Annotated in this window: 27 protein-coding genes; 9 read left to right on the top strand and 18 right to left on the bottom strand. The window is 31.8% G+C overall.

Going from position 1 to position 19911, the window contains the following annotated elements; translation table 11 throughout:
- From ACW9W4_RS09525 to ACW9W4_RS09540, 4 genes are all read right to left on the bottom strand, one after another.
- On the bottom strand, positions 1–756 hold the full coding sequence (locus ACW9W4_RS09525) for a DUF432 domain-containing protein (RefSeq protein WP_457762220.1): 756 nt from the start codon (positions 754–756) through the stop codon (positions 1–3).
- Positions 757–849: 93 nt separating this feature from the next.
- A complete protein-coding gene (locus ACW9W4_RS09530; RefSeq protein WP_457762221.1) occupies positions 850–2007 on the bottom strand; it encodes a hypothetical protein in 1158 nt (385 codons plus the stop codon).
- A gap of 93 nt (positions 2008–2100) precedes the next feature.
- Positions 2101–2250: a hypothetical protein gene (locus ACW9W4_RS09535; RefSeq protein ID WP_457762222.1), complete on the bottom strand. Its 150-nt coding sequence runs from the start codon at positions 2248–2250 to the stop codon at positions 2101–2103.
- A 69-nt stretch (positions 2251–2319) separates the two neighbouring features.
- On the bottom strand, positions 2320–2661 hold the full coding sequence (locus ACW9W4_RS09540) for a hypothetical protein (RefSeq protein WP_457762223.1): 342 nt from the start codon (positions 2659–2661) through the stop codon (positions 2320–2322).
- Positions 2662–3119: 458 nt separating this feature from the next.
- On the opposite strand from ACW9W4_RS09540, the gene ACW9W4_RS09545 reads away from it, so the two are divergent.
- Positions 3120–4049: a cobalamin-binding protein gene (locus ACW9W4_RS09545; protein WP_457762224.1), complete on the top strand. Its 930-nt coding sequence runs from the start codon at positions 3120–3122 to the stop codon at positions 4047–4049.
- A 173-nt stretch (positions 4050–4222) separates the two neighbouring features.
- Here the strand turns inward: ACW9W4_RS09545 and ACW9W4_RS09550 are convergent, their stop codons facing one another.
- From ACW9W4_RS09550 to ACW9W4_RS09560, 3 genes are read right to left on the bottom strand one after another with little or no spacing between them, the layout of a single operon-like run.
- Positions 4223–5434 (bottom strand): redox-regulated ATPase YchF, encoded by a 1212-nt coding sequence (locus tag ACW9W4_RS09550; RefSeq protein WP_457762225.1) that lies wholly within the window; start codon positions 5432–5434, stop codon positions 4223–4225.
- A 34-nt stretch (positions 5435–5468) separates the two neighbouring features.
- The gene (locus ACW9W4_RS09555) at positions 5469–5828 is read right to left on the bottom strand and encodes a hypothetical protein (protein ID WP_457762226.1); all 360 of its coding nucleotides are present in this window, start codon (positions 5826–5828) and stop codon (positions 5469–5471) included.
- The gene (locus ACW9W4_RS09560) at positions 5828–6238 is read right to left on the bottom strand and encodes a CoA-binding protein (protein ID WP_457762227.1); all 411 of its coding nucleotides are present in this window, start codon (positions 6236–6238) and stop codon (positions 5828–5830) included. The genes ACW9W4_RS09555 and ACW9W4_RS09560 overlap by 1 nt, the downstream gene beginning before the upstream one ends.
- Positions 6239–6322: 84 nt before the next feature.
- Between ACW9W4_RS09560 and ACW9W4_RS09565 the strand changes: the two genes are divergently transcribed.
- Both ACW9W4_RS09565 and ACW9W4_RS09570 read left to right on the top strand, forming a co-directional pair.
- Positions 6323–6829 carry a winged helix-turn-helix transcriptional regulator gene (locus ACW9W4_RS09565; protein WP_457762228.1) on the top strand — a complete coding sequence of 169 codons (507 nt, stop codon included), beginning with the start codon at positions 6323–6325 and terminating at the stop codon, positions 6827–6829.
- Positions 6830–6865: 36 nt separating this feature from the next.
- Positions 6866–7873, top strand: a complete 1008-nt coding sequence (locus tag ACW9W4_RS09570; protein WP_457762229.1) for a biotin--[acetyl-CoA-carboxylase] ligase — start codon at positions 6866–6868, stop codon at positions 7871–7873.
- A gap of 2 nt (positions 7874–7875) precedes the next feature.
- On the opposite strand, the gene ACW9W4_RS09575 is transcribed toward ACW9W4_RS09570, so the two are convergent.
- Positions 7876–8223, bottom strand: coding sequence for a hypothetical protein (locus ACW9W4_RS09575; protein ID WP_457762230.1), 348 nt, complete (start codon positions 8221–8223; stop codon positions 7876–7878).
- A 136-nt stretch (positions 8224–8359) separates the two neighbouring features.
- On the opposite strand from ACW9W4_RS09575, the gene ACW9W4_RS09580 reads away from it, so the two are divergent.
- Positions 8360–9787 carry a M57 family metalloprotease gene (locus ACW9W4_RS09580; RefSeq protein WP_457762318.1) on the top strand — a complete coding sequence of 476 codons (1428 nt, stop codon included), beginning with the start codon at positions 8360–8362 and terminating at the stop codon, positions 9785–9787.
- 121 nt (positions 9788–9908) lie between these two features.
- The gene (locus ACW9W4_RS09585) at positions 9909–10823 is read left to right on the top strand and encodes a transcription initiation factor IIB (protein WP_457762231.1); all 915 of its coding nucleotides are present in this window, start codon (positions 9909–9911) and stop codon (positions 10821–10823) included.
- A gap of 9 nt (positions 10824–10832) precedes the next feature.
- On the opposite strand, the gene ACW9W4_RS09590 is transcribed toward ACW9W4_RS09585, so the two are convergent.
- The gene (locus ACW9W4_RS09590; RefSeq protein ID WP_457762232.1) at positions 10833–11237 is read right to left on the bottom strand and encodes a phosphoribosyltransferase; all 405 of its coding nucleotides are present in this window, start codon (positions 11235–11237) and stop codon (positions 10833–10835) included.
- Positions 11238–11274: 37 nt separating this feature from the next.
- A complete protein-coding gene (locus ACW9W4_RS09595; protein ID WP_457762233.1) occupies positions 11275–11667 on the bottom strand; it encodes a DUF6659 family protein in 393 nt (130 codons plus the stop codon).
- Positions 11668–11720: 53 nt separating this feature from the next.
- On the opposite strand from ACW9W4_RS09595, the gene ACW9W4_RS09600 reads away from it, so the two are divergent.
- Positions 11721–12293 (top strand): poly(R)-hydroxyalkanoic acid synthase subunit PhaE, encoded by a 573-nt coding sequence (locus ACW9W4_RS09600; RefSeq protein ID WP_457762234.1) that lies wholly within the window; start codon positions 11721–11723, stop codon positions 12291–12293.
- Positions 12290–13354 (top strand): class III poly(R)-hydroxyalkanoic acid synthase subunit PhaC, encoded by a 1065-nt coding sequence (phaC, locus tag ACW9W4_RS09605; protein ID WP_457762235.1) that lies wholly within the window; start codon positions 12290–12292, stop codon positions 13352–13354. Before ACW9W4_RS09600 ends, phaC begins: the two co-directional genes overlap by 4 nt.
- A 31-nt stretch (positions 13355–13385) precedes the next feature.
- On the opposite strand, the gene ACW9W4_RS09610 is transcribed toward phaC, so the two are convergent.
- From ACW9W4_RS09610 to ACW9W4_RS09620, 3 genes are read right to left on the bottom strand one after another with little or no spacing between them, the layout of a single operon-like run.
- Positions 13386–13814 carry a hypothetical protein gene (locus tag ACW9W4_RS09610; RefSeq protein WP_457762236.1) on the bottom strand — a complete coding sequence of 143 codons (429 nt, stop codon included), beginning with the start codon at positions 13812–13814 and terminating at the stop codon, positions 13386–13388.
- Positions 13811–14236 (bottom strand): AbrB/MazE/SpoVT family DNA-binding domain-containing protein, encoded by a 426-nt coding sequence (locus ACW9W4_RS09615; protein ID WP_457762237.1) that lies wholly within the window; start codon positions 14234–14236, stop codon positions 13811–13813. The genes ACW9W4_RS09610 and ACW9W4_RS09615 overlap by 4 nt, the downstream gene beginning before the upstream one ends.
- A 35-nt stretch (positions 14237–14271) precedes the next feature.
- Positions 14272–15084 carry an alpha/beta fold hydrolase gene (locus tag ACW9W4_RS09620; RefSeq protein WP_457762319.1) on the bottom strand — a complete coding sequence of 271 codons (813 nt, stop codon included), beginning with the start codon at positions 15082–15084 and terminating at the stop codon, positions 14272–14274.
- A 112-nt stretch (positions 15085–15196) separates the two neighbouring features.
- Here ACW9W4_RS09620 and ACW9W4_RS09625 point away from each other — a divergent pair, with 112 nt between their 5' ends.
- The gene (locus tag ACW9W4_RS09625; protein ID WP_457762238.1) at positions 15197–15628 is read left to right on the top strand and encodes a universal stress protein; all 432 of its coding nucleotides are present in this window, start codon (positions 15197–15199) and stop codon (positions 15626–15628) included.
- A 1-nt stretch (position 15629) separates the two neighbouring features.
- Here ACW9W4_RS09625 and msrA read toward each other — a convergent pair whose 3' ends face one another.
- From msrA to ACW9W4_RS09640, 3 genes are read right to left on the bottom strand one after another with little or no spacing between them, the layout of a single operon-like run.
- Complete coding sequence (gene msrA / locus ACW9W4_RS09630; RefSeq protein WP_457762239.1) at positions 15630–16085, bottom strand: peptide-methionine (S)-S-oxide reductase MsrA; 456 nt, start codon at positions 16083–16085, stop codon at positions 15630–15632.
- Between the two features lie 39 nt (positions 16086–16124).
- Entirely contained in the window at positions 16125–17165 is a 1041-nt protein-coding gene (locus tag ACW9W4_RS09635) for a hypothetical protein (protein ID WP_457762240.1), read from the bottom strand.
- A 60-nt stretch (positions 17166–17225) separates the two neighbouring features.
- Positions 17226–17594, bottom strand: coding sequence for a DUF6659 family protein (locus tag ACW9W4_RS09640; RefSeq protein WP_457762241.1), 369 nt, complete (start codon positions 17592–17594; stop codon positions 17226–17228).
- 174 nt (positions 17595–17768) lie between these two features.
- Here ACW9W4_RS09640 and ACW9W4_RS09645 point away from each other — a divergent pair, with 174 nt between their 5' ends.
- Positions 17769–18869, top strand: coding sequence for a hypothetical protein (locus ACW9W4_RS09645; RefSeq protein ID WP_457762242.1), 1101 nt, complete (start codon positions 17769–17771; stop codon positions 18867–18869).
- On the opposite strand, the gene ACW9W4_RS09650 is transcribed toward ACW9W4_RS09645, so the two are convergent.
- Together ACW9W4_RS09650 and ACW9W4_RS09655 are read right to left on the bottom strand one after the other, a co-directional pair.
- A complete protein-coding gene (locus tag ACW9W4_RS09650) occupies positions 18870–19703 on the bottom strand; it encodes a class I SAM-dependent methyltransferase (RefSeq protein WP_457762243.1) in 834 nt (277 codons plus the stop codon).
- 41 nt (positions 19704–19744) lie between these two features.
- Positions 19745–19876 (bottom strand): hypothetical protein, encoded by a 132-nt coding sequence (locus tag ACW9W4_RS09655; protein ID WP_457762244.1) that lies wholly within the window; start codon positions 19874–19876, stop codon positions 19745–19747.
- Positions 19877–19911 lie beyond the last annotated feature (35 nt).

Here is a 19911-nt window from a genome sequence, read left to right on the forward strand (position 1 = left end):
CTATTCAACACCCATATCGATAGATTTAGTCTGTTCTGTTCGCTCATATGTTGGAGATTGTTTCCAATCAGTTTGAACTGTTAAAGATTTAGCATCAAGGATTTCCAGAGTTAGTTTTTTCTTTAGTACAGCTGTCAAAGAATCAAAGATTGTCTTTGAATTATTGTAATATAGGGAATGGCCAGAAATAGGAAAAACGAGATTAGATATAGTATATCCTTTGGATAAATCATTTTTAAGATTAATTTCCAATACACCATTAACATATGGAATTGATGAATCATGAGATTCAACAATGTCAGAATGAGCATATTTACACAAAGTTCCAGATTCAGGAGGCCCATATAGGCAAAATCTAGAATCCAGTGAGTTGCAAGTAAACCAATCTAGAGATTCAGGAACTCCATCATGAATTAAAAAAACACCAATTTCAATAGGGCAATTAATGAAAACAATTGCAGATGATCCACTAGAAAGAAAAATAGGAGATTCAAGATCTAAATACAAATAATTAGTTCTTCGAGCGGGGTGATTCAAAGGTCTAATCGGAGCTACTTCAATAGTAAGAATTGAAGAAGAAGTAGGGATTATTTTTTCAATCATTTTTTCTTCAGAGTCTATTTTATCATAAGAAAAAGTATTTTTGCCTATTTTTTTAATTCGAATAGTGACATTAGGAAAAGAAAGTTCAAGAAAGTCATCAATAGAATATTTCCCATAATTTGAATACTCTGATTCAACATCCACGTCACTCATAATTTTATGGTTCCACTAACTTGAATTTATTCTATCGTTTTTAGAGATCACATTATTTCAAAAAGAATTTGAATTTATATCAAAGCAATTATTTTAAAAAAAATCAGAAATTGTTTTTTGCCGAATTAATTCTACAATATTTCCATGTAACAGCCATTCTGATTTACTGATACTCATTTTGTTTGATGCCAAAGATAAAGCATGTTCAAAATCATCAGCAATCATAGGAGTTTGGTTCATGGCCTCACGTACACCTTCTCTAACTTGCCATACGCCAACAGGGATTGCATATTCAGGACGAATTTCACGTAAAATTACAACTCCTGCTTGAATTTTCTTCTCTTTAAGATACTCTAAGACACCTAATTTTGCTGCAAAATAGGCTCCAGCAATTGCAGGCGGATGATCAATTCCACGAGCATCCTCATAATCAGAACCAAATCCTAAAACCCCATTAGAATACCATGCTTCAATCATCTCATAGACCCATCGATGGGGAAACAATACAATAGTGAATATGTTTCCGAGATGTTCGTACGAGAAGATTCTATGTGAATCAATTAAAGAATAATCTAAAACGTCATCAGTGAGAGATTTGCAAATGATATCATCAGTTGCAGTAATACTCCATTTGGTAGGAACTAATTTTCTTTTCTGACCCAGCATTCCAATACTAAAACATTTTTGAATTTTAGAAATTTCAATTCCAGAATTATATAAATTCAAAACAGCATCTTGAGCTTTCAAATCTTTGTCATAGTATGTTTTTTCTAAAGATTTTACAGAAGATGAACCAGAGAACTTTGCTGTTTTTATTTCACCAATAGGACCAAAGGGAGCACTTTCACCATCTAAAGAAACATTGGACAATGTAGATTTTTGAAATATTAAATCAGAATCAATTGGTTTAGAAGACATTGTTAATTCTTGAAGACTTTCAATATAACGTCCATCTGTTTCTTTAATTCCAATTTTTTTAATGCCTCGAACAAGATTCAATCTAAAATTCACTATATCTTCTAATGATTTTCCTTTCCATTGTTCTGGACTATCAAGTAAGCTAGTGTCACCATGGATGGGAGGAACCATTGGACCCACAAAGACTTTGGGATAATTATGAGAACCAACAAAAACCGAGGGAGGACTACTACCACTGACAGAGTCAGAAGAAAATAGATTCCCATGTTTTGAAAGAGTCTCGTGCCATTTTGCTAAAATTGAACGTCTAATTTCCTGAGAGTCAGAAGACACGCATAATCATGCCTGAAATATGGCTATTAACTTGCCTATCTACCATAAAATCATCCAAATTTAGGATTATAATTTCAGTAAATGTGACAAAAACTATATTTTTGATTTCTTTTTTAATTTATTTTGATCTAGAAGAAAATTTATTTTTTTCTCTAATTTTTCAATGGTATTCTTTTGTTGTTTAAGATCTTTTTTCATTTTTTTGATATTCTCATTTTGTTGCTTATCGGTTAATTCTGACAATAATTTTTTAAATTAAATCTGTCATCTAACTGTTTCTAGATATTTGATGAGTTAAAATTTATTTTTCATTTATCTAGAAAATAACCTTGTCAGGAATGATTTCTTTTTTCTTATAGTCGGGGATGTTTTTATTGCCTTTAATCTTTGTTTATCTATGATCTCATCGAGATCTTCATCAGAAATTAATGTCTTTGGATAATTTTTCTTTGGCTCAGTTGTTTTAACGGTGCTTCCTTGCAGTTTCTGTATCTTGTCTTCTAGTTGTTTATTCATGGATTCTAAATATGCCTTGTCTGTTTTGTAAATTGGTTTGTTCTTTTCTATGCATTCTATAATGAATCTCAATCTACCCTGATCCCACATTCCGGTGTTTAGAAGATCTATTGCTATTTTTTTATAATCTGAAGTCAATTTTTTACCTGATTAAAAATTACTAATAATCCTTTCATTTTTGTATGTCATAATCAATTACCGGAAATCAAATCCCATAAAAACCCCAAAATTTTTTTTATCATAATTTACATTACAAAAAAATAGTTAATGACATCACTGAAAAATCATTGACCTTAATCGAATCAAAATTTAGTCTAGAGTTATTAAATACATTCCACAATTTTCCAAAAAATCATTTAGAGTGAACTAGATATAAAACAGGATTTGAAAGTATGAATTTTATACATTTTAACACAACATTATAGAATTATTTCATTATCAATCATAATTTCATTAATCGACATTCTTGGAAAACCGTTTATTTTGTGCCTATTTTACCCTCAGTAAATAGGATTTTCTTGAGTAACTTGCCTAATTACAAAAATTGATGAGAGGTTAACAGTTAATGTTTAAGGGATTATTTCTCATCAAAAAGTATGACAGTGAAAAGAATTGTTTCATTTTTACCAAGTGCTACTGAATTATTATATGAGTTTGGCGTACAAGACGATCTATACGGTGTAACTCATGAATGTAAATATCCAAAAGATGCAACATCAAAGCCAAAAGTAATTAATTCTGTAATAAATTCAGACGAATTATCCAGTAAAGAAATTGATACAGTAACATGTCAATTGCTAAAGGATGGAAAAGATATTTTTGTATTAAACGAAGAAAATCTAAAAAATGCAAATCCAGATCTAATCATATCACAAGAAACATGTGAGGTCTGTGCAGCTTATACTAATCAGGTAAATAAAGCAGTTCAAATCCTACAAAAAAAACCATCATTGTTTTCAATGGATCCTCACAATATGGATGAAATTATTGGTTCAGTTACAGAATTAGGCAGAATAATTGATAAAAAAAATAAAGCTAAAGAAATTACAGAGTCACTATCAAAAAGAATCGAGAACATTAGAAAAAATCATAATTCCAAAGAGATCAAAGTTCTTGCAATAGAATGGATTGAACCATTTTTTACTGCAGGTCATTGGGTTCCAGAAATGATTGAAATTGCAGGAGGGATTAATATGATCAGTAAAACAGGAGAACACTCTAGAAGATTAGACATAGATGAGATTATGAATGCAAATCCAGATCTCATCGTCTTGATGCCTTGCGGTTTTGACACAGAGAGGACCATCAAAGAATATGAAAAATTTCTAAAAAATAACAAACAATGGAAAAATCTCAAAGCAGTAAAAAATAATCAAATTTTTGCAGTAGATGCAAATTCATTTTTCAGTAAACCAAGTATACGCACAATCGAAGGAATTGAAATTCTGGCAAAAATCATCCAACCTGAAATCTTTGAAGAGTTAACAGTGCCAGATAGATCATTTGCACATATTGAGAATGATTGATTCTAGGCACGTCTAGGTAGTTGTTATACCGCATAACATACAACTGGTTATCACCATTTTTGGGAATTATAATACATGACAAAAACATTTGCAGGAGACCAAAAAATAGACAGTTTGTTGAAAATGACAAATAATGTTTTGTATAAAATCAAAAATGAAATTCAATAAATAAACTATTTTTTTGCAGCACTAACAAGAGAGACAACATCCCTATCCCTTAACTGATAATCAGTAGGCAATCTCAAATTATATCTCAAATCTTTTCCATAAAGAAGGCCTTTTGTTAAATCAGAATGAATCTCTTTTGCAAGATCATTAATAGTTGCACCATCTTTTAACAAGATCAAATCGGGCAATACCCTTCCTTTTTTGTCTGCAAGGTTTTTTTCATCAGCTACTGGATAAATAGAATTCATTTTGAGTAGTTTGAAGACAGCCACATTAATTGCAAACTGTACTCCAGTTCTCATGTATTCACCCATAATTCCTTTTTTGATAAAATTTAATGCGTTGATTTGTTTTTCATTCAAGTCATCAGATTTTATAATTTCAAATGTTTCAGACCCAGGAGAATATTTAATTAATCCTTTTTGTTCTGCACGTCTTAAAACAAATTCACTATCACCACTAACTGGAATTACTATAGAATCATTATATCGTTCTCTTAATCTAGCAAAATTTTTGTCAGCACCTTCAACATCAACTTTATTTGCAACAATCAATGTAGGTTTTGATATTTTCCGTAAATGCGATGCAAATTTTTTACTATCAATCATATCAAAGTTATCAAAATCTTTTTCTTCGAGATGGGTTGCATGAAATGTTTCTCTAACATGAATTTTTGTGACGCCGATTCCACGATAAAGATCAGTGATGGCATCATCAACATCAGTTCCAGATTTAATTAATTTAGAAACCTTATCTCGATTACCTTCTAGAATTTTATGATACCACATGATCAGTTCTTCCTCTATATCTGCAAAATCAGATATCGGATCCCCAGTTCCAACTTCAGTAATTTTTCCAGAAGAATCAATTCCACCAGATGCGTCAACTACATGAAGTAGCGCATCAGATTGTGCAGCAATTGACAAAAACTGATTCCCAAGACCTTTACCTTTCCAAGCATCTTTAATGAGGCCAGGTAAATCGATTAACTCAATTGGAATGTACCTCCAACCATCAAGACATTTTGAATTATTTGGATTATCTTGAATTTTAAATTCAGGATGCACACATAGAGTGATTGCATGTGCAACTCCAGATACAGGAGACTTTGTAGTGAACGGGTATGATGAAATTTCTTCAGAAGACAGGGTAGCAGAATTGAAAAAGGTGGTCTTGCCAGTATTGGTTTTACCAATTAATCCTATCTTGATTGGCATGTAATTATGAACAGTTCAGAATATTTATCTCTGCCTAGGAATGATGAGATTTTTTTATTTTTTCTAATGTTTCCTGTAGTTCTTTAATTGCCCATTCAATATCAGAAAAATCTTCTTCAGAAAGAGATCCCTTCCACTTTTCTAAAACACTATTAGTGATTTCAGAACAACTGTATATCAAATTCCAGTAAGGATGATGTTCAGCAGTTGTGTATGAGAGTTCAGTTACGTCATTAAGACCATTTTGAGCTCTTGCTAAAGAAGTAATTTTCTCCCCAAATATTTTCACAATATCATTATCAAGATCTTTTTCAATTTTTAATGGAATGTTTTGATTTTCATATTTTTTAGCAAATTCTAATAAATCATGATAAAAATTTTCAAAATTAGCCATTACGACAATCTCTTATGTTCTGCTAACATACATCGATTAAAAATTACTTTAATTCCAGCTTGTGTGGCTAACTTTTCAGCTTCAGGATTATGAATTCCTTCTTGGAGCCAAATCACTTTAGGTTTTTTTTTAATTGCCTCTACAACAAATGGTAAGACCTGGTCTGAAGGTCTGAAAATATCAATGATGTCAATATCTCCATCAATTTCAGAGATGGAACTGTAACACTGTTTCCCCAATATTTCATCAGTTGTTGGATTTACAGGTGTTATATCATATCCATTTTCAGACAAATATTTTGGCACATAATGTGCAGCTTTTGAAGAATTTTTAGACATTCCCACTACCGCTACTTTGGTTAATGAAAGGATCACACTGATTTGTTGATCGGAAAAAGAATCTCGCTCCACAACGAAGATTGTATCAGGGTGAATATAATTTTTAAATCCCAAAAAGAACAAAGAATATTTTAAAAGCCAAGAAATAGAAATAGCATGAATGAAGAGCCAAAAGATCTCATTGTACTAGGTGCAATAAAACATGGAGTAAAGAAATTTGATAAAATTCAAAAAATGACAAAAATTGAACCTGAGGAATTAAATTTAATTTTAGAGCAGTTAGAAAAACGTGGATTTATCAACGCTAAAGAAAAAAAGGGACTTTTCGGGATGAAAGTAGAAATCACAGTTACCGACAAGGGATCCAATGAAGTCGATGAAAGAGTTCATGAATTGCAAACAAAATGGAATCAAATGTCACTATTATACAAAACAGGAGATAAGGAGAAATTAAAACAAGAAATGGAAGATAACAAATCATTCATCCCATCAATGATGTTCTTTGGAATAATGGATATGATGATGTTTTCAATGATGTTCAGCATGATGGGAATGGCAATGACAGATTATGTGGCTCCGGAAAAAATACCCGATACAGGGGATGGGAACATGGATGACGCAGGTATGGATGATGGAGGATTTGACTTTGATATCGGATTCTAGTGTGTGTTTTATAGTTGAGATAAAAAGAACACATAGTTGATTTACAATTCATTTGATAATCCAGGGTTAATCAAAGTACTAACATTTTTGCAAACTCACAATACAGAATATCTATCAGGTCAAGATTTGAGTGACGTATTAAGAATCAGTAGAGTGGCAGTTTGGAAACATATTAAAAAAATTCAAGAGTTAGGATACAATGTAGAATCAAAACAAAAGTTAGGATACAAATTAATTTCAAATTCAGAATTATTACTTCCATGGGAAATTACTTCAAATTTAAAAACAAAAATCATAGGTAAACGGGCATATTATTTTGATTCAATTGATTCAACTCAAAACCAGGCGTTAAAAATGGCTCAAGATGTTGCAAATGACGGTACAATAATAGTTGCAGCAAAACAAACAGGAGGGAAAGGAAGAGACGGAAGAAAGTGGATTTCACCTAAAGGCGGAATATGGATTTCAATAATACTGCATCCAAAATTTGATATTTCAATTACAACATTATTTCCAATTGCATCATCACTTGCATTATCAATAGCAATTGAGAAAGTATTTTCAATTAAACCAGAATTAAAATGGCCAAATGACTTGACAATAAAGGGGAAGAAAGTGGCAGGGATGTTGGTAGATGTTTCATTAGAATCAAATAAAATTGAAAAACTAGTTTTAGGAGTTGGAATAAATTTTAATGTGGATGTAAAACAGATTGAAAAATCACTAAAGGGAACTCCAAATTTTTACGGAGTAGCATCTCTAAGTGACCAGAAACAAAACATTAAACCAATTCAATTAGTACAGACATTTTTGTTAGAATTAGAAAAAATTTACAAGGCTCTTAATGAAAGACAAATTAAAAAAATAATTTCAGAATGGACATTAAGGTCATCAACAATAGGTAAAAATGTGGAACTGAACACTGTAGAGTCTAAAATTAAAGGAAAAGCCATAAAAATTGACGATGATGGAGCACTCATTGTTTCAAACAACAATAAGAATCACAGAATAATTGCAGGGGACATCATACATTTATCAAAATAAGATTATTTTTTCTTAGGGTTTGATAGTTTTTTCTTAGGTTTTGATTTTTTTGAGGAATTAGAAATTAGTGTAGATTGTTCTTTTAAAATGTCTTTAAGATCTTTTTGAATATCAAAAACAGTTGAGAGTAATTCTTCAAGCTCTTTTGAATACTGGCCATATGCACCTATCAATTCTGTTTTCTTTTCATCAGATTTTAAAAGATATTCATTTGAACGCAGCAAATTTGCAGATTCAATCATTTCAGGGATATTCTTTGCAGGTTCACCTAATTGTTCTAAATCAAATTGTAATTGTTGAATTTTTTTCCGTAAATCATAAATAATTTCTCCAGCACCAATATTTGTCAATATAGAATCACGTAATTGTTAATGAATTAAAGATTTTCTAAAGGGTGTAAATACCAAAAATTATCCATAAAAAGGAGCATAAATGAAGTACAATTTGGAAATAAACTATAAACAAAATAAAAATATAAAAAAATCCATGAAGAGAATTATTTATTTTTTATTTGTGATTGGGGTTTGTTTGACAATTTATGGTGAATCAGTATTTGCTCAAACAGAAGATGATCCTGAAAAAATGTTTAATTTAGCTAATGGTTATTTTAACAATGGAGAATACAAACAAGCAATAGTAATTTACGATAAGATTCTGGAGATTGCTCCGAACAATATTTCGACATTAAAAATGAAAGGGATTGCCCTAAGCAATCTTGATGAACACACTAATTCACTAAAACAATTTTTCAAAGTATTACAGTATAAACCCAATGACATTATTTCTTTGACAGGTATGGGAGTTGGTTTTGGATATTTGGGAGAATATCAAGAATCAATCACATATTTTGAAAAAGCATCAATTGAAAAACCAGACAGTATAGTGATAAAGAATTATAAAAAATTTATCAACAATGTAATTTCAAAATATCCCTATACACCAACTGAAAAGCCTGAACAATCAAAATCAGTGCAAATAATATCAATCCCAGAATGGATAAGACCAATTGCAAAATGGTGGTCAGAAGGAAGTATGGAAGATTCAGAATTTAATTCAGCCTTGATTTATCTAATAGAAAACAAAATAATTCAAATTCCACCAGTAAATCTAATCAGCCAATCAAATGAAAAAATTCCAGAATGGGTAAAAACTAATGCAGGGTGGTGGGCAGATAAACAATTAGAAGATACAGAGTTTGTAACAGCCATCCAATATTTGATTGAAAAGGGAATTATTAAAATCAAAATTGAGAAATTACCAGAGAAAACTCAAAAAGAATTAGATCTGGAGGTTCATTTGTTTGAAAAATATCTCAGAGATATTTCAAATAACATCTCAAAAGAAAAAAGATACATCGAATATCCCAACCCAAGTCGAGATGTAATTAAAAAATTCCTAAGAGATTATATCAAATGGAATTTTGAAGAAGAAGTTAAAAGGGCATCATCCAAATTCCCAGATCCTACATATCAAATTGACGACGGAGTGTACATCATTAACTACAAAGTATTCATTAATGATCAACCCACAGGTCTTCCATTAAATCATGTAGATACATTAAAAAATTCTTTCAGTTTTTGGGAAGGACAAGAATTATCAACTAATGAACAAAATGCAAAAATAAAATTTACTGTAACTAATCTAAAACAGGAAGCAAACGTATGGGTAACATGGGTTGTACGCAATATTGGAGACGGAGTATTAGGGCATGCGCATATTGGAAAAGGAGTTGTAGAAGTTACATTAGGAGATTACAATTGTGACGGTAGTTTTCAGTTATATGATGTAAACAGTGTTGAAACAATTATGACTCATGAATTAGGGCATTCAATTGGATTGAAACACATTAATGAAAAAAATAACATAATGTATCCATCATTTACTCCATCATATGCATACTGTTTGTTGAATTAAATTTAAAAAAAATAGATCATGTTCTAAAAATTGAGAACAAGAATTAGCTCAACCTACACCCAATTAACCTGTAGATATTTGGTAAAATGAATAATAAGGTATTTTCGCAATTGTGACTATTATGCTTAAAAATGCAATGATGAGCGGTCCAAAATGTCCATCATGTGGTGATAAAAAAATGATTACAGATCAAAATACAGGGGAGCTGTTCTGTAGTAAATGTGGAATAGTAGTTACAGATAAAATTTCAGACACAGGTGCAGAATGGCGTTCATTTTCAAATGATGAAGGAAACAAAGCCAGAACAGGTGCAGGTACATCATTGAAAATGCATGACATGGGATTATCCACAGTTATTGGTGCAGCAAATAAAGATGCAACAGGTAAACCACTTTCAACATCTATGAAGAGTTCGATTGAAAGATTGAGAACTTGGGACAGTAGAAGTCAAGCACATTCATCAGCAGATAGAAATTTGAGACAAGCACTAAATGAAATGGACAAACTAAAAGATAAGCTTGCTTTAACTGACGCAGTAATCGAGAAAGCAGCTTATATTTACAGAAAGGCAATGGAGAAAAAACTGGTGAGAGGTCGCTCTATTCAAGGATTGGTAGCAGCATGTCTCTATGCATCATGTAGAAATACAGAAACTCCTAGAACTTTAGATGACATTGCAAAAGGAATCAACATTAGAAGAAAAGATGTTGCAAGATGTTATAGATTAATTTTTAGAGAATTAGAATTAAAAATGCCAGTAGTTGATCCTGTTAAAGGAGTATCCAGAATTGCAAGTATCGCAGAACTTAGCGAAAAAAGTAAAAGAAAAGCAATTGCAATTTTAAATCAAGCAAAAGAAGTCGGAATAGTAGCAGGAAAAGATCCTATGGGAATTGCAGCAGCAGCACTATATCTTGCATGTATCAGTACAGGTGAAGTAAAATCTCAAAAAGAAATCTCTATTGCATCAGGAGTTACAGAAGTAACAATTAGAAATAGATGTGCAGGGCTAAGGCAAATGCTAAAAGACGAATAAAAGATTTTATCATTTAGACTTTTCAAATTCTATTTTATCCCAAGGAAATACAATATAGCCATCATTGTTAGTTTCTTTAGCATAGATTAATTGTGAAGGAAATTTTTGTCCGCGTCTTGCAAATAGTGTCGCATAAAGTAATTTTGAAGAATCCTCAGATTTTGAAATAATTCTATCAAATGTTTTTCCAGAATCAAAAATATCATCAACAACTAAGGAATTTGCAGGTATAACTTTTTCATCAACAAAGATTTTTTCAATTCCCAAGTGATCTGCCAATAATCTAGATGGTACTAATCCACCTCTACTCAGAGTCGTAATACTAGAAAATTTTTTTGATTTTAAAACAAGATCAGACAGTCGCTCTATCAATGAATCAATTTCAGACCAGCTAACATGTTGCTCTTTATCCATAATTGAAACAGGGTAAGGATGAATTAAGTTGTTATGATTAGAAAGTACTCATCGGAGATTTTTTTAGAGGTTCTATAATCTTGAGAACTTTGAATGGTAATTTTCCAAAATTGATATCTTTTTCACAAGACAGTAACAATACTTCATCATTACTTAATGGAAAACTCATCACAATTACTTTGTCTCTATATGACATTGAAAAATGTACTTCGCCGAATTCGCTATCAAATTCATGTCTCATTCTAACTCGTAATGCAAGTTCCATGAACATCATTTCATCTTGTTTTTGAGTTTCAAGAGAATGTAATCCGCCCTTCATTCCACCAGCAGTAAGGTGTCCCCGGCTATTGATGAGCCTGGCTGAACGCATTTTAGAGTCTAAAGCAATGATTTTTTGACATAGTTTTTCTAGTTCTTCAACATTGTCCAACAGTCTAATTTAGTAATCGAACTATTTATTGCGATCTGTAACAAGAGATATCTGTGCAGCAAGATTCCTCAAAAGAAATTACTGAGTACTACAAGCATTTGTCATTATTTTGGACGGACATTATGCATTTGATGTCTAGTAAACCACAGGCATTAACATCTACTGGACCTATGAGAGCATTTGCAGCAAATTCAAAAAAAGTAACTACAGAATTAATTGAAATTAATGAAGATTTAATGGGATTCAATCAATACCTCACAGAATATTACAAACAATTAGCAGGGGCTTGGGAAGTTGCTCAAAAGAAAGTCAATCTCAAGGCACCTGAAGTACCTCAAGATGTAGAACAAATTGAAGCTTTCAAACGTATCTGGATAGATATTTTTGATAATGATTTCACAGAATTGTTTGATTCTAAAAAATTTGGAGAGAATTACGGAAAACTAGTTTCAAAAGAACTTGAGTTGACTAAACATTGGAATAACATAACAAACGTTGTATTACAATCGGTAAATCTTCCAAATAAAGAAGAGATTGATGAAGTATACAAAGAAATTCATTCTCTGAAAAAAAGAGTTGGAAAACTAGAATTAGAATTAAAGAAAAAAGAGATGACTAAAAAATGAATAGTGAATCAAGAATAGATCCAAAAATCATTGAAGAGGTTTTAAAATTTAGTAAAAATGTTATGGATGCTCCAAAACTAGTATCAGCTCCTGATGAAATTAGTTTAGAAGTGACACCTCATGATACAGTTCATGAATTAGATAAGACCAGACTATTACGTTATAGACCACTTACTGAAAAACAACATAAAACACCATTACTGATCTCTTATGCATTAATCAATAGATATCACATATTAGATATTCAACCAGAGAAAAGTTGGGTAAGAAATCTACTCCTACAAGGATTTGATGTATACATGTTAGATTGGGGAACACCAACCAGCATGGACAAGTATCTAGATTTTGATGATTACGTAAATAATTATTTAGATTCAGCAGTAGAACATATCAAAAATGAATCATCCACAGAAAAAATTTCACTTCAAGGATATTGTACGGGAGGTACAATTGCTACAGCATATGCAGCATTGCATCCAGAAAGTGTAAAGAACTATGTTGCAACAGCTCCCGTAATTGACGGATGGCGAGATACCACAGTAATCAGCAATCTTGCCAAACACATGGATGTAGATAAAATGGTAGATACCATTGGCAACATGCCCCCAGAATTCATGTATTATTGCTTTTCAGTTTTAAAACCATTTGAGCAGGGAATTGAGAAATACGTGAAATTTTTTAAAAATATCGACAACAAGAAATTCGTGGATAACTTCCTCAGGGTAGAAAAATGGTTAGGAGACACACCGCCAATCCCAGGAGAATTATTCAAACAATGGATAAAAGACATCTATCAGAAGAATTTACTTATTCAAAATAAGATGTATGTGGGTGGGGAGCGCATAGATTTGAAAAAAATAGACATGCCCACATTTACCCAGATTGCAGTTGGAGACCATCTAGTATCCCCAGAATGCAGTATGCCGCTACATTACGCCATAGGAAGTGAAGATAAAACTTTGAGAATGTATCCCACAGGCCATGTTGGAATGATTGCTAGTTCATTATCTCAGAAAAAAGTGTTACCAGAATTAGGTACATGGTTAGCTGAAAGATCATAAAAAAGGAAAAAGTTAAAAAATTAGTTTTCCACTAGTTTGTTTTTGTCGTAAAGATAGAAATCCAAGATTGTAGAATATTTCTATTTAGGTCAGCGAAGGATTTTGCATTATCGTTGAATGTTTTGATATTTTGTTGTGTTGCATCGATAGTTGCAAGTGTCACTTGGTTTTGTATAGAAGCTGCCTTGACAAGTTCTTCAGTAGTATCATTAATTACTTTTAATGTTGCTTCAGGAATGTTTGCTGCAATACCTGCTTTTTGTGCATATTCTTTTTGTAGTGTGATAGTTGAATCAACTATGTTTTCATATGCTTGTAGGTATTCCTGTTGTACATTTGTAATTGATTGATGGTATTGCGGTACTGATTGTTTTATACCGTTGAAGAGTTTGTCAACATTTTCTTGATATGTAGAAAATACATCTTTAGATTTTGTTTGTGTTGTTTCGTTTTTACTCATTGTTTCACCTCCTTATTTTTTGATTTTTTTGCTATTGGTAAGATTATGACTTGTACTAAATCACCATCTCCTAAACCAAGTGCATTACGTTCAGCTTCAGGAATAGAGATTCTTCCATTACTACTGATAGTAGTTTTGTAAGCACCCCAATTCATAAAGGAAGGAAGCATTTGGCCGATAGAAAACATGGTATCCATACTTTTACTTTGCATGTTAGACATGTTATCCATCACATTAGATTGAGTTTGTCGTGCAGTATCAGAAACTCCTTTGAGGGTTTCTAAAGGATTGAATGTTTGACTAGTTTGATTTGTCATCAAAGAGCCAAAGTTTTTCATAAATTCTGCTTGAGCACGTCCGCTTTTTTGAATCCAAGATTTAAACATCTCAGAAGGATCGTATAGGTTTTGATTACCACTCATAGGTAATAGTTGGAATCATTAGTATTTAAATGGATCTAAGCACCATTTAAAAATTCCAAGACTTTGGTAGCAAATGTTTCAGGATCTTGAACGTAAGGAGTATGACCACAGTTATCCATTCTAAAAAATCTACAATCCTGAATGGATGAAACAAAACTATCAGCATAATCAATAGGAATGACAGGATCAAGAGAACCCCAAATTATCAGAGTAGGAGTTCGAATAGAATCAAGTTTTGTAGTGATAGGTGTAGAATTTTTCAATCCCAAAATAGTAGACATGAATGCTAATTTTGCATTAGGTAATTGCATTCGCTCAACAAAACCAGTAATGAGTTCTTGAGAAGCTTCTTCCCCAGAAGCTTCCATTAGTTCAAATGCATTTTTAGCAGTAACTTCACTAGGATATAGTGCGGCCATAACATATGCATCAAGTGCAGGAGTAGAGTGTTGCATAGCTCCTGCAGGAGAAACGAGAATAAGTTTTTCAATTTCATTAGGGTGTATCGAGGTATAATTTGCTGCTATTTGACCGCCCAATGAAGAACCAATCAAATTTGGATGTACAATCCCAATTTGTGCAAAAAATTTTTCTAAAAATTCTGAAAAGAATTCAGGAGTATAATCAATTTGAGGTTTATCACTTAATCCAAACCCTATCAAATCAGGAACAATCACAGTATAGTTTTTTGAAAAATAAGGAAGTACTTTCAGCCATCTTTCAGATGATGCCCCCAACCCATGAAGTAGAACAAGAGTATTTTTAGAATTTCCTGATTCCAAATATCGAATTTTGTATCCGTCTACTTTAAGGAATTTTTCTTCCACTATTTTAGCTACAATTATCATCAGTAGATAAGTTTTAGTTAAATCTGCGATCAAACAGACACTACACAAAGAAAATTATGCATTAAATGAAAATAGAATGTATGTTTTTTAGGGTCAACGACAGTTAAAAAATGTGATAAAAAAGAAAATTTCAAAAATTCTAGTTCCACTAGATGGGTCTGAAAATTCTATTAGAGGATTAGAGATGGCAATTACATTAGCTAGAAATTGTGGAGCAACCCTTACAGGAATATATTCAATTTACGCCCCACCACACTCGGAATTTAGAGGGGTGGGTTCAGTAGAAAAATCTCTAAATGTAGAAGTTAAAAAATTCATGGAAGAGGCAAAAACTCTTGCTGCAAAAAACGGCATTGTATTTAATGTAAAAATTGCAAGAGGGGAAATAGGATATAACATCATCAAACTTGCACAAGGAAAAGGTAATTTTGATATGATTGTTATGGGTTCACGAGGGCGAAGTTCTACTAAAGCAATGTTCTTTGGCAGTGTTTCAAATTATGTAATCCACACATCAAAGATTCCAGTTGTAATAGTAAAATAATCTAAGAAAGTCCGTGTTTTTTGAAATATTTTTGATGATATTCTTCAGCTTTGTAAAATGTTGGAGCAGGGACTATTTCAGTGACAACAGGATCATCAAATTTTCCCGATTTTTGAAGTAATTCTTTAGAATTTTCTGCAATTTCTTTTTGTTTTTCATCATGATAAAAAATTGCTGAACGATATTGAATCCCCACATCAGGACCTTGACGATTCAGTGTTGTAGGGTTATGATTTGACCAAAAAATATCAAGTAGTTCTTCAAATGAGATTTCATTAGGATCATAATCAACTTCAACAGCTTCTGCATGTCCTGTTTTGTCAGTACAAACTTCTTCATATGTTGGATTTGGGAGTTGTCCTCCAATGTATCCTACTGCAGTTGATTTCACCCCTTTGGTTTTATTGAGTAAGTCTTCAACATGCCAAAAACATCCTGCACCAAAAGTTGCTTTCATGACAAAAGTAAACAGGTACAGAATTAAAATGATTCTAAATTATTCAATAGATATTATATCTTCTTGAATGAGATATTTTATAGAGTTGATAAATTCTTGCTGAGAAATTAAATCAGTAGACCACCAATGAGCAGTATTTCTAAACCAGGAAGGAACATCATCAGTTGAAAGGGAATTGCTGTCAAGATTTGGAATTACAATGATTTTATTTTGTATCATAAAATTTAATCCAGACATAAATTCAATATCAGAAATCTCGCCAACAGCCCAATTTTGAGCATAAAATTTAATCCAATCAGGAATGTATGTATAAAATCCTAAAACATCATGAAGGGTCCTCTCAGGGAATTGCGAATCAAACCAAGAACGGTATGTTGATTCAGCATTGTATCTGTCAATATAGTATTGCGGTGATTTATCAAAAGCAGGAAAATTTTCAATGTGAGTAGGGGAATAACCTACAACTTCATCTATATCGTAAAGAGGGAATTGTGAATCAAACCAAGAACGGTATGTTGATTCAGCATTGTATCTGTCAATATAGTATTGTGGGGATTTATCAAAAGCAGGAAAACCTAAAATTCTCATTTTTGGATTCTCAATAAAAGAAACATCATCATCAATGTTTGGTGTAGTGATTGGAGTAGTGTTTGGCGTAGTGTTTATCGGCGTAGTGTTTGGCGTAGTGTTTATCGGCGTAGTGTTTGGCGTAGTTGGAGGGACATATTCAGAGGATTTTTCATATTCCACAAACTTTTCAAGATTTCCAGCATAGGAGATTTTGATTATGTACTGACCGTTTTCAGACCAAGTCGGACCTCCTGCATTAATCGTTTTTGCAAATGAACCATCAGTATTTGGAATAGCGCTATCAACATGAGCTAAACCAGTACCACTAGGGGTAATAATTTGAATGATTATAGATAGTAATTCAGGATCATAATCCACATTGCCAGAAATTACAATGGCATCATCAGTACGATACAGTGTTTTGTCAGTAGTAAAGTCATTCACAGTTGCAAATGATGGAGTAAGAAAAATTGGAAATATCAACAATAATAAAAGAAAACCAGAATTCATGAACTAACGCTCATCTTCAATACGTATAATTAAAGAATTCGTCAGATAATTCAATTATGTTTAATTAACATCAGTGAAGATCTCTACAACTTTTTTTGCCAAGGTTTCAATATTGACAGTAGGTTCTGCTGAAATCAACAGTAAGATTTGTGTGATAGGGAATGGAAAACTTACTAAAACTGCTTTATCACGTCTTGCAGCAAGGTAATTGATTGGACCTAGGCTTTCATCAAACTCTTTTCGTATAGATGCTTTTGAAACAAAATCAAAAAAAGACTGTAATTTGGTCTCATCGCCCTCATATGGAACTAGGCCTTCTTTAAAACCACCAGAGATCAATTTACCGCCTTTATCAACAATTCCAGCAAAACGAATTTCAGATTCTTCTAATAATTTGGCACATTTTTGAGCATACAAAGTATCAGACATATTATCAGATAAAATATCAAAAATAAAAACCTAGTCAATTATATCCATAGTTAAACGGAATTCATCTTACAGATATTATTCCATATTGGTCACCATGTATGAGAGATTTTTACATGAAATTAATAAGTAAAAAATTCAAACAAAACATAATTGAAAAACATAGTTTTTGGAATAATGACAATTATAATATTTGCAAGTTTTAACACTCAAAATGCTTTTGGACATGAACCAAATTTTGAAGTAAAAACATCAGAAGATATTTTAAAATTCTGTGAATTCTTCTTTGAAGAATATGAGATTTTAGGAGTCAATACACTTGTTAATCAGCACCCAAATCTTCCAAACCTCAGAGCTTGTGTTATTTTGTATAATCATATTGCGTGGAATAGTTCACATCAGTTTAGGGATTTAGTATTAATATCAGAGATTGAAAAAATGTTAGGAAATTCAAATTATATTAAAGAAAGACATGTAAGATACTCAGACATCATTCCAGATTGGATCAAAAGAGAAGCTCAGTTATGGGTCAATAACGAAATTCAAGATATAGGATTTGCATATGGGATTCGAACTATGTTAGATACAGGAATAATTACATTAAAACATGAAGAAAGATCATGTATAGAAAATAAAATATGTTTCAATGAAGGAGATTTTATAAAATATTCATTTTTTGACAAATATGGAAACAACATATCAATCAAACATACTGTGAAATCAATTGTAAGTGATAATTTTTCAGGTGCCAATAAAAATATCATAGTCAAAGACAATGAAATAACAATCGAAACTGAACAGATATCTAAAAATGGAATAAATAAAGAAGAAATCATCCTAGACAGTAACGGAGCAATCAAAGTAAGTGAATGTTGTAAATATTACGAATACCTTCTACCTCTACCAATTAGTTTGGGGGATACCATATCAGAAAATATGAAAGTTACTGCCGAGACAACATATGTGTTAGATGATCATACCAGATCTGCATGGTTAGTCAGTGATCCTACAGGACAGAATGTAAAAATTGTTGATAAAAAATCAGGATTAGTTTTTTCACAAGAATTTCACGAAACAAAAGTATTAACAGTTGGAGAGTTCACTAAAATTACCGATACTAATTTCTTTGATTCAAAATACAATATGGAATTACATCAAGTCAAGATTCCAAAATGGTGGAAAAGTACAACTAATTGGCTATTAAATGAAAAAATTTCAGAATCAGAATATTTACGAGCACTAGAAAATTTGATTTCACGAAATATCCTTACAGTCTAATTACAAATGGCATTTCAGTAATACATAATCAATAATTTTGTCTTCAGAAGCTTTTTTCATTTTTTGTAAAGATTGGTGTAGGATTTTTTCAACATATGGAGCATAATTTTTTAAAATAGATTTTTTTAATTCATCTCTATTTTTCAAATAATAATCAGCGAGAGGATCATATACATTTGAACCAATCAGTTTTTCTTCAGCAATCAAAAACCCGTGTGAATTAATCAAATTTTTAAGATAATCTATCCTATAATGTTCAGATGACCAAGTGAATTTTAATAAATTCAATTTTCCAAGAGACGAATTTTCTGAAGTTACTGGAACTGCCATAACAAGGAATCCAGATTTTTTTAAAATTCGTTTAGATTCAGAAATAAAATCAGACAGTGGTTTAAAATGCTGTGCAGATTCTAAAGCCAGAACACGGTCCATAGATTCATCAGCAAAAGGCAATTTAGTAGAAGTTGAATTAAGAAATTCAATATTTTTTTGAGTACCAGAAAAAGCCAATTGCTTAAAATTAATATTTACATCATACAATGTGATTCCAGGGTATCTATCCCTCCAGAGTTTTGAAGGAGCAGACAAACCACTACCAACATCAACAATTTGTTTTGCAGAAGATAATTCAGCCATATTTGCAAAAACCATACACAAGTTATTTTGTGCAGATATTGGATCCGTGTGTTCATCTGACCAATAACCAAAATTCAGCATATTTCCACCAGTGGCAAGTTGCATAACGGGAGACAAAGCATTGTAAAGAGTCACAACATCTTTTTCGTTCCTACGAAAAGTCCATAAGAAAAGATCAAGGAGATTAATAGAAGTCAAAAATATTTTCAAATTTTATGTCATCTACAGACTATTAATTCCTAAGGTAAACCTTCAGAATCGTCAGCACAGTGTTTGTGTACCCACTGATCATCTTGATTTTTTGTTATCTCTTTTCCTGGTTGAATTTTATCACCACAAGAGATGCAAGATGTACCAAATTTTGCTTTCATGAATGTGAATTATCTCAAATGAGATAAATCATCCA

It is taken from the genome of Candidatus Nitrosopumilus sp. bin_7KS (genome assembly GCF_054095835.1).

Coding starts and splice junctions, on each gene's coding strand:
- ACW9W4_RS09525 (WP_457762220.1), bottom strand. CDS start 756: ATGAGTGACGTGGATGTTGAATCAGAGTATTCAAATTATGGGAAATAT.
- ACW9W4_RS09545 (WP_457762224.1), top strand. CDS start 3,120: ATGACAGTGAAAAGAATTGTTTCATTTTTACCAAGTGCTACTGAATTA.
- ACW9W4_RS09550 (WP_457762225.1), bottom strand. CDS start 5,434: ATGCCAATCAAGATAGGATTAATTGGTAAAACCAATACTGGCAAGACC.
- ACW9W4_RS09555 (WP_457762226.1), bottom strand. CDS start 5,828: ATGGCTAATTTTGAAAATTTTTATCATGATTTATTAGAATTTGCTAAA.
- ACW9W4_RS09565 (WP_457762228.1), top strand. CDS start 6,323: ATGAATGAAGAGCCAAAAGATCTCATTGTACTAGGTGCAATAAAACAT.
- ACW9W4_RS09580 (WP_457762318.1), top strand. CDS start 8,360: ATGAAGAGAATTATTTATTTTTTATTTGTGATTGGGGTTTGTTTGACA.
- ACW9W4_RS09585 (WP_457762231.1), top strand. CDS start 9,909: ATGCTTAAAAATGCAATGATGAGCGGTCCAAAATGTCCATCATGTGGT.
- ACW9W4_RS09590 (WP_457762232.1), bottom strand. CDS start 11,237: ATGGATAAAGAGCAACATGTTAGCTGGTCTGAAATTGATTCATTGATA.
- phaC (WP_457762235.1), top strand. CDS start 12,290: ATGAATAGTGAATCAAGAATAGATCCAAAAATCATTGAAGAGGTTTTA.
- ACW9W4_RS09610 (WP_457762236.1), bottom strand. CDS start 13,814: ATGAGTAAAAACGAAACAACACAAACAAAATCTAAAGATGTATTTTCT.
- ACW9W4_RS09615 (WP_457762237.1), bottom strand. CDS start 14,236: ATGAGTGGTAATCAAAACCTATACGATCCTTCTGAGATGTTTAAATCT.
- ACW9W4_RS09620 (WP_457762319.1), bottom strand. CDS start 15,084: ATGATAATTGTAGCTAAAATAGTGGAAGAAAAATTCCTTAAAGTAGAC.
- msrA (WP_457762239.1), bottom strand. CDS start 16,085: ATGAAAGCAACTTTTGGTGCAGGATGTTTTTGGCATGTTGAAGACTTA.
- ACW9W4_RS09635 (WP_457762240.1), bottom strand. CDS start 17,165: ATGAATTCTGGTTTTCTTTTATTATTGTTGATATTTCCAATTTTTCTT.
- ACW9W4_RS09640 (WP_457762241.1), bottom strand. CDS start 17,594: ATGTCTGATACTTTGTATGCTCAAAAATGTGCCAAATTATTAGAAGAA.
- ACW9W4_RS09645 (WP_457762242.1), top strand. CDS start 17,769: ATGACAATTATAATATTTGCAAGTTTTAACACTCAAAATGCTTTTGGA.
- ACW9W4_RS09655 (WP_457762244.1), bottom strand. CDS start 19,876: ATGAAAGCAAAATTTGGTACATCTTGCATCTCTTGTGGTGATAAAATT.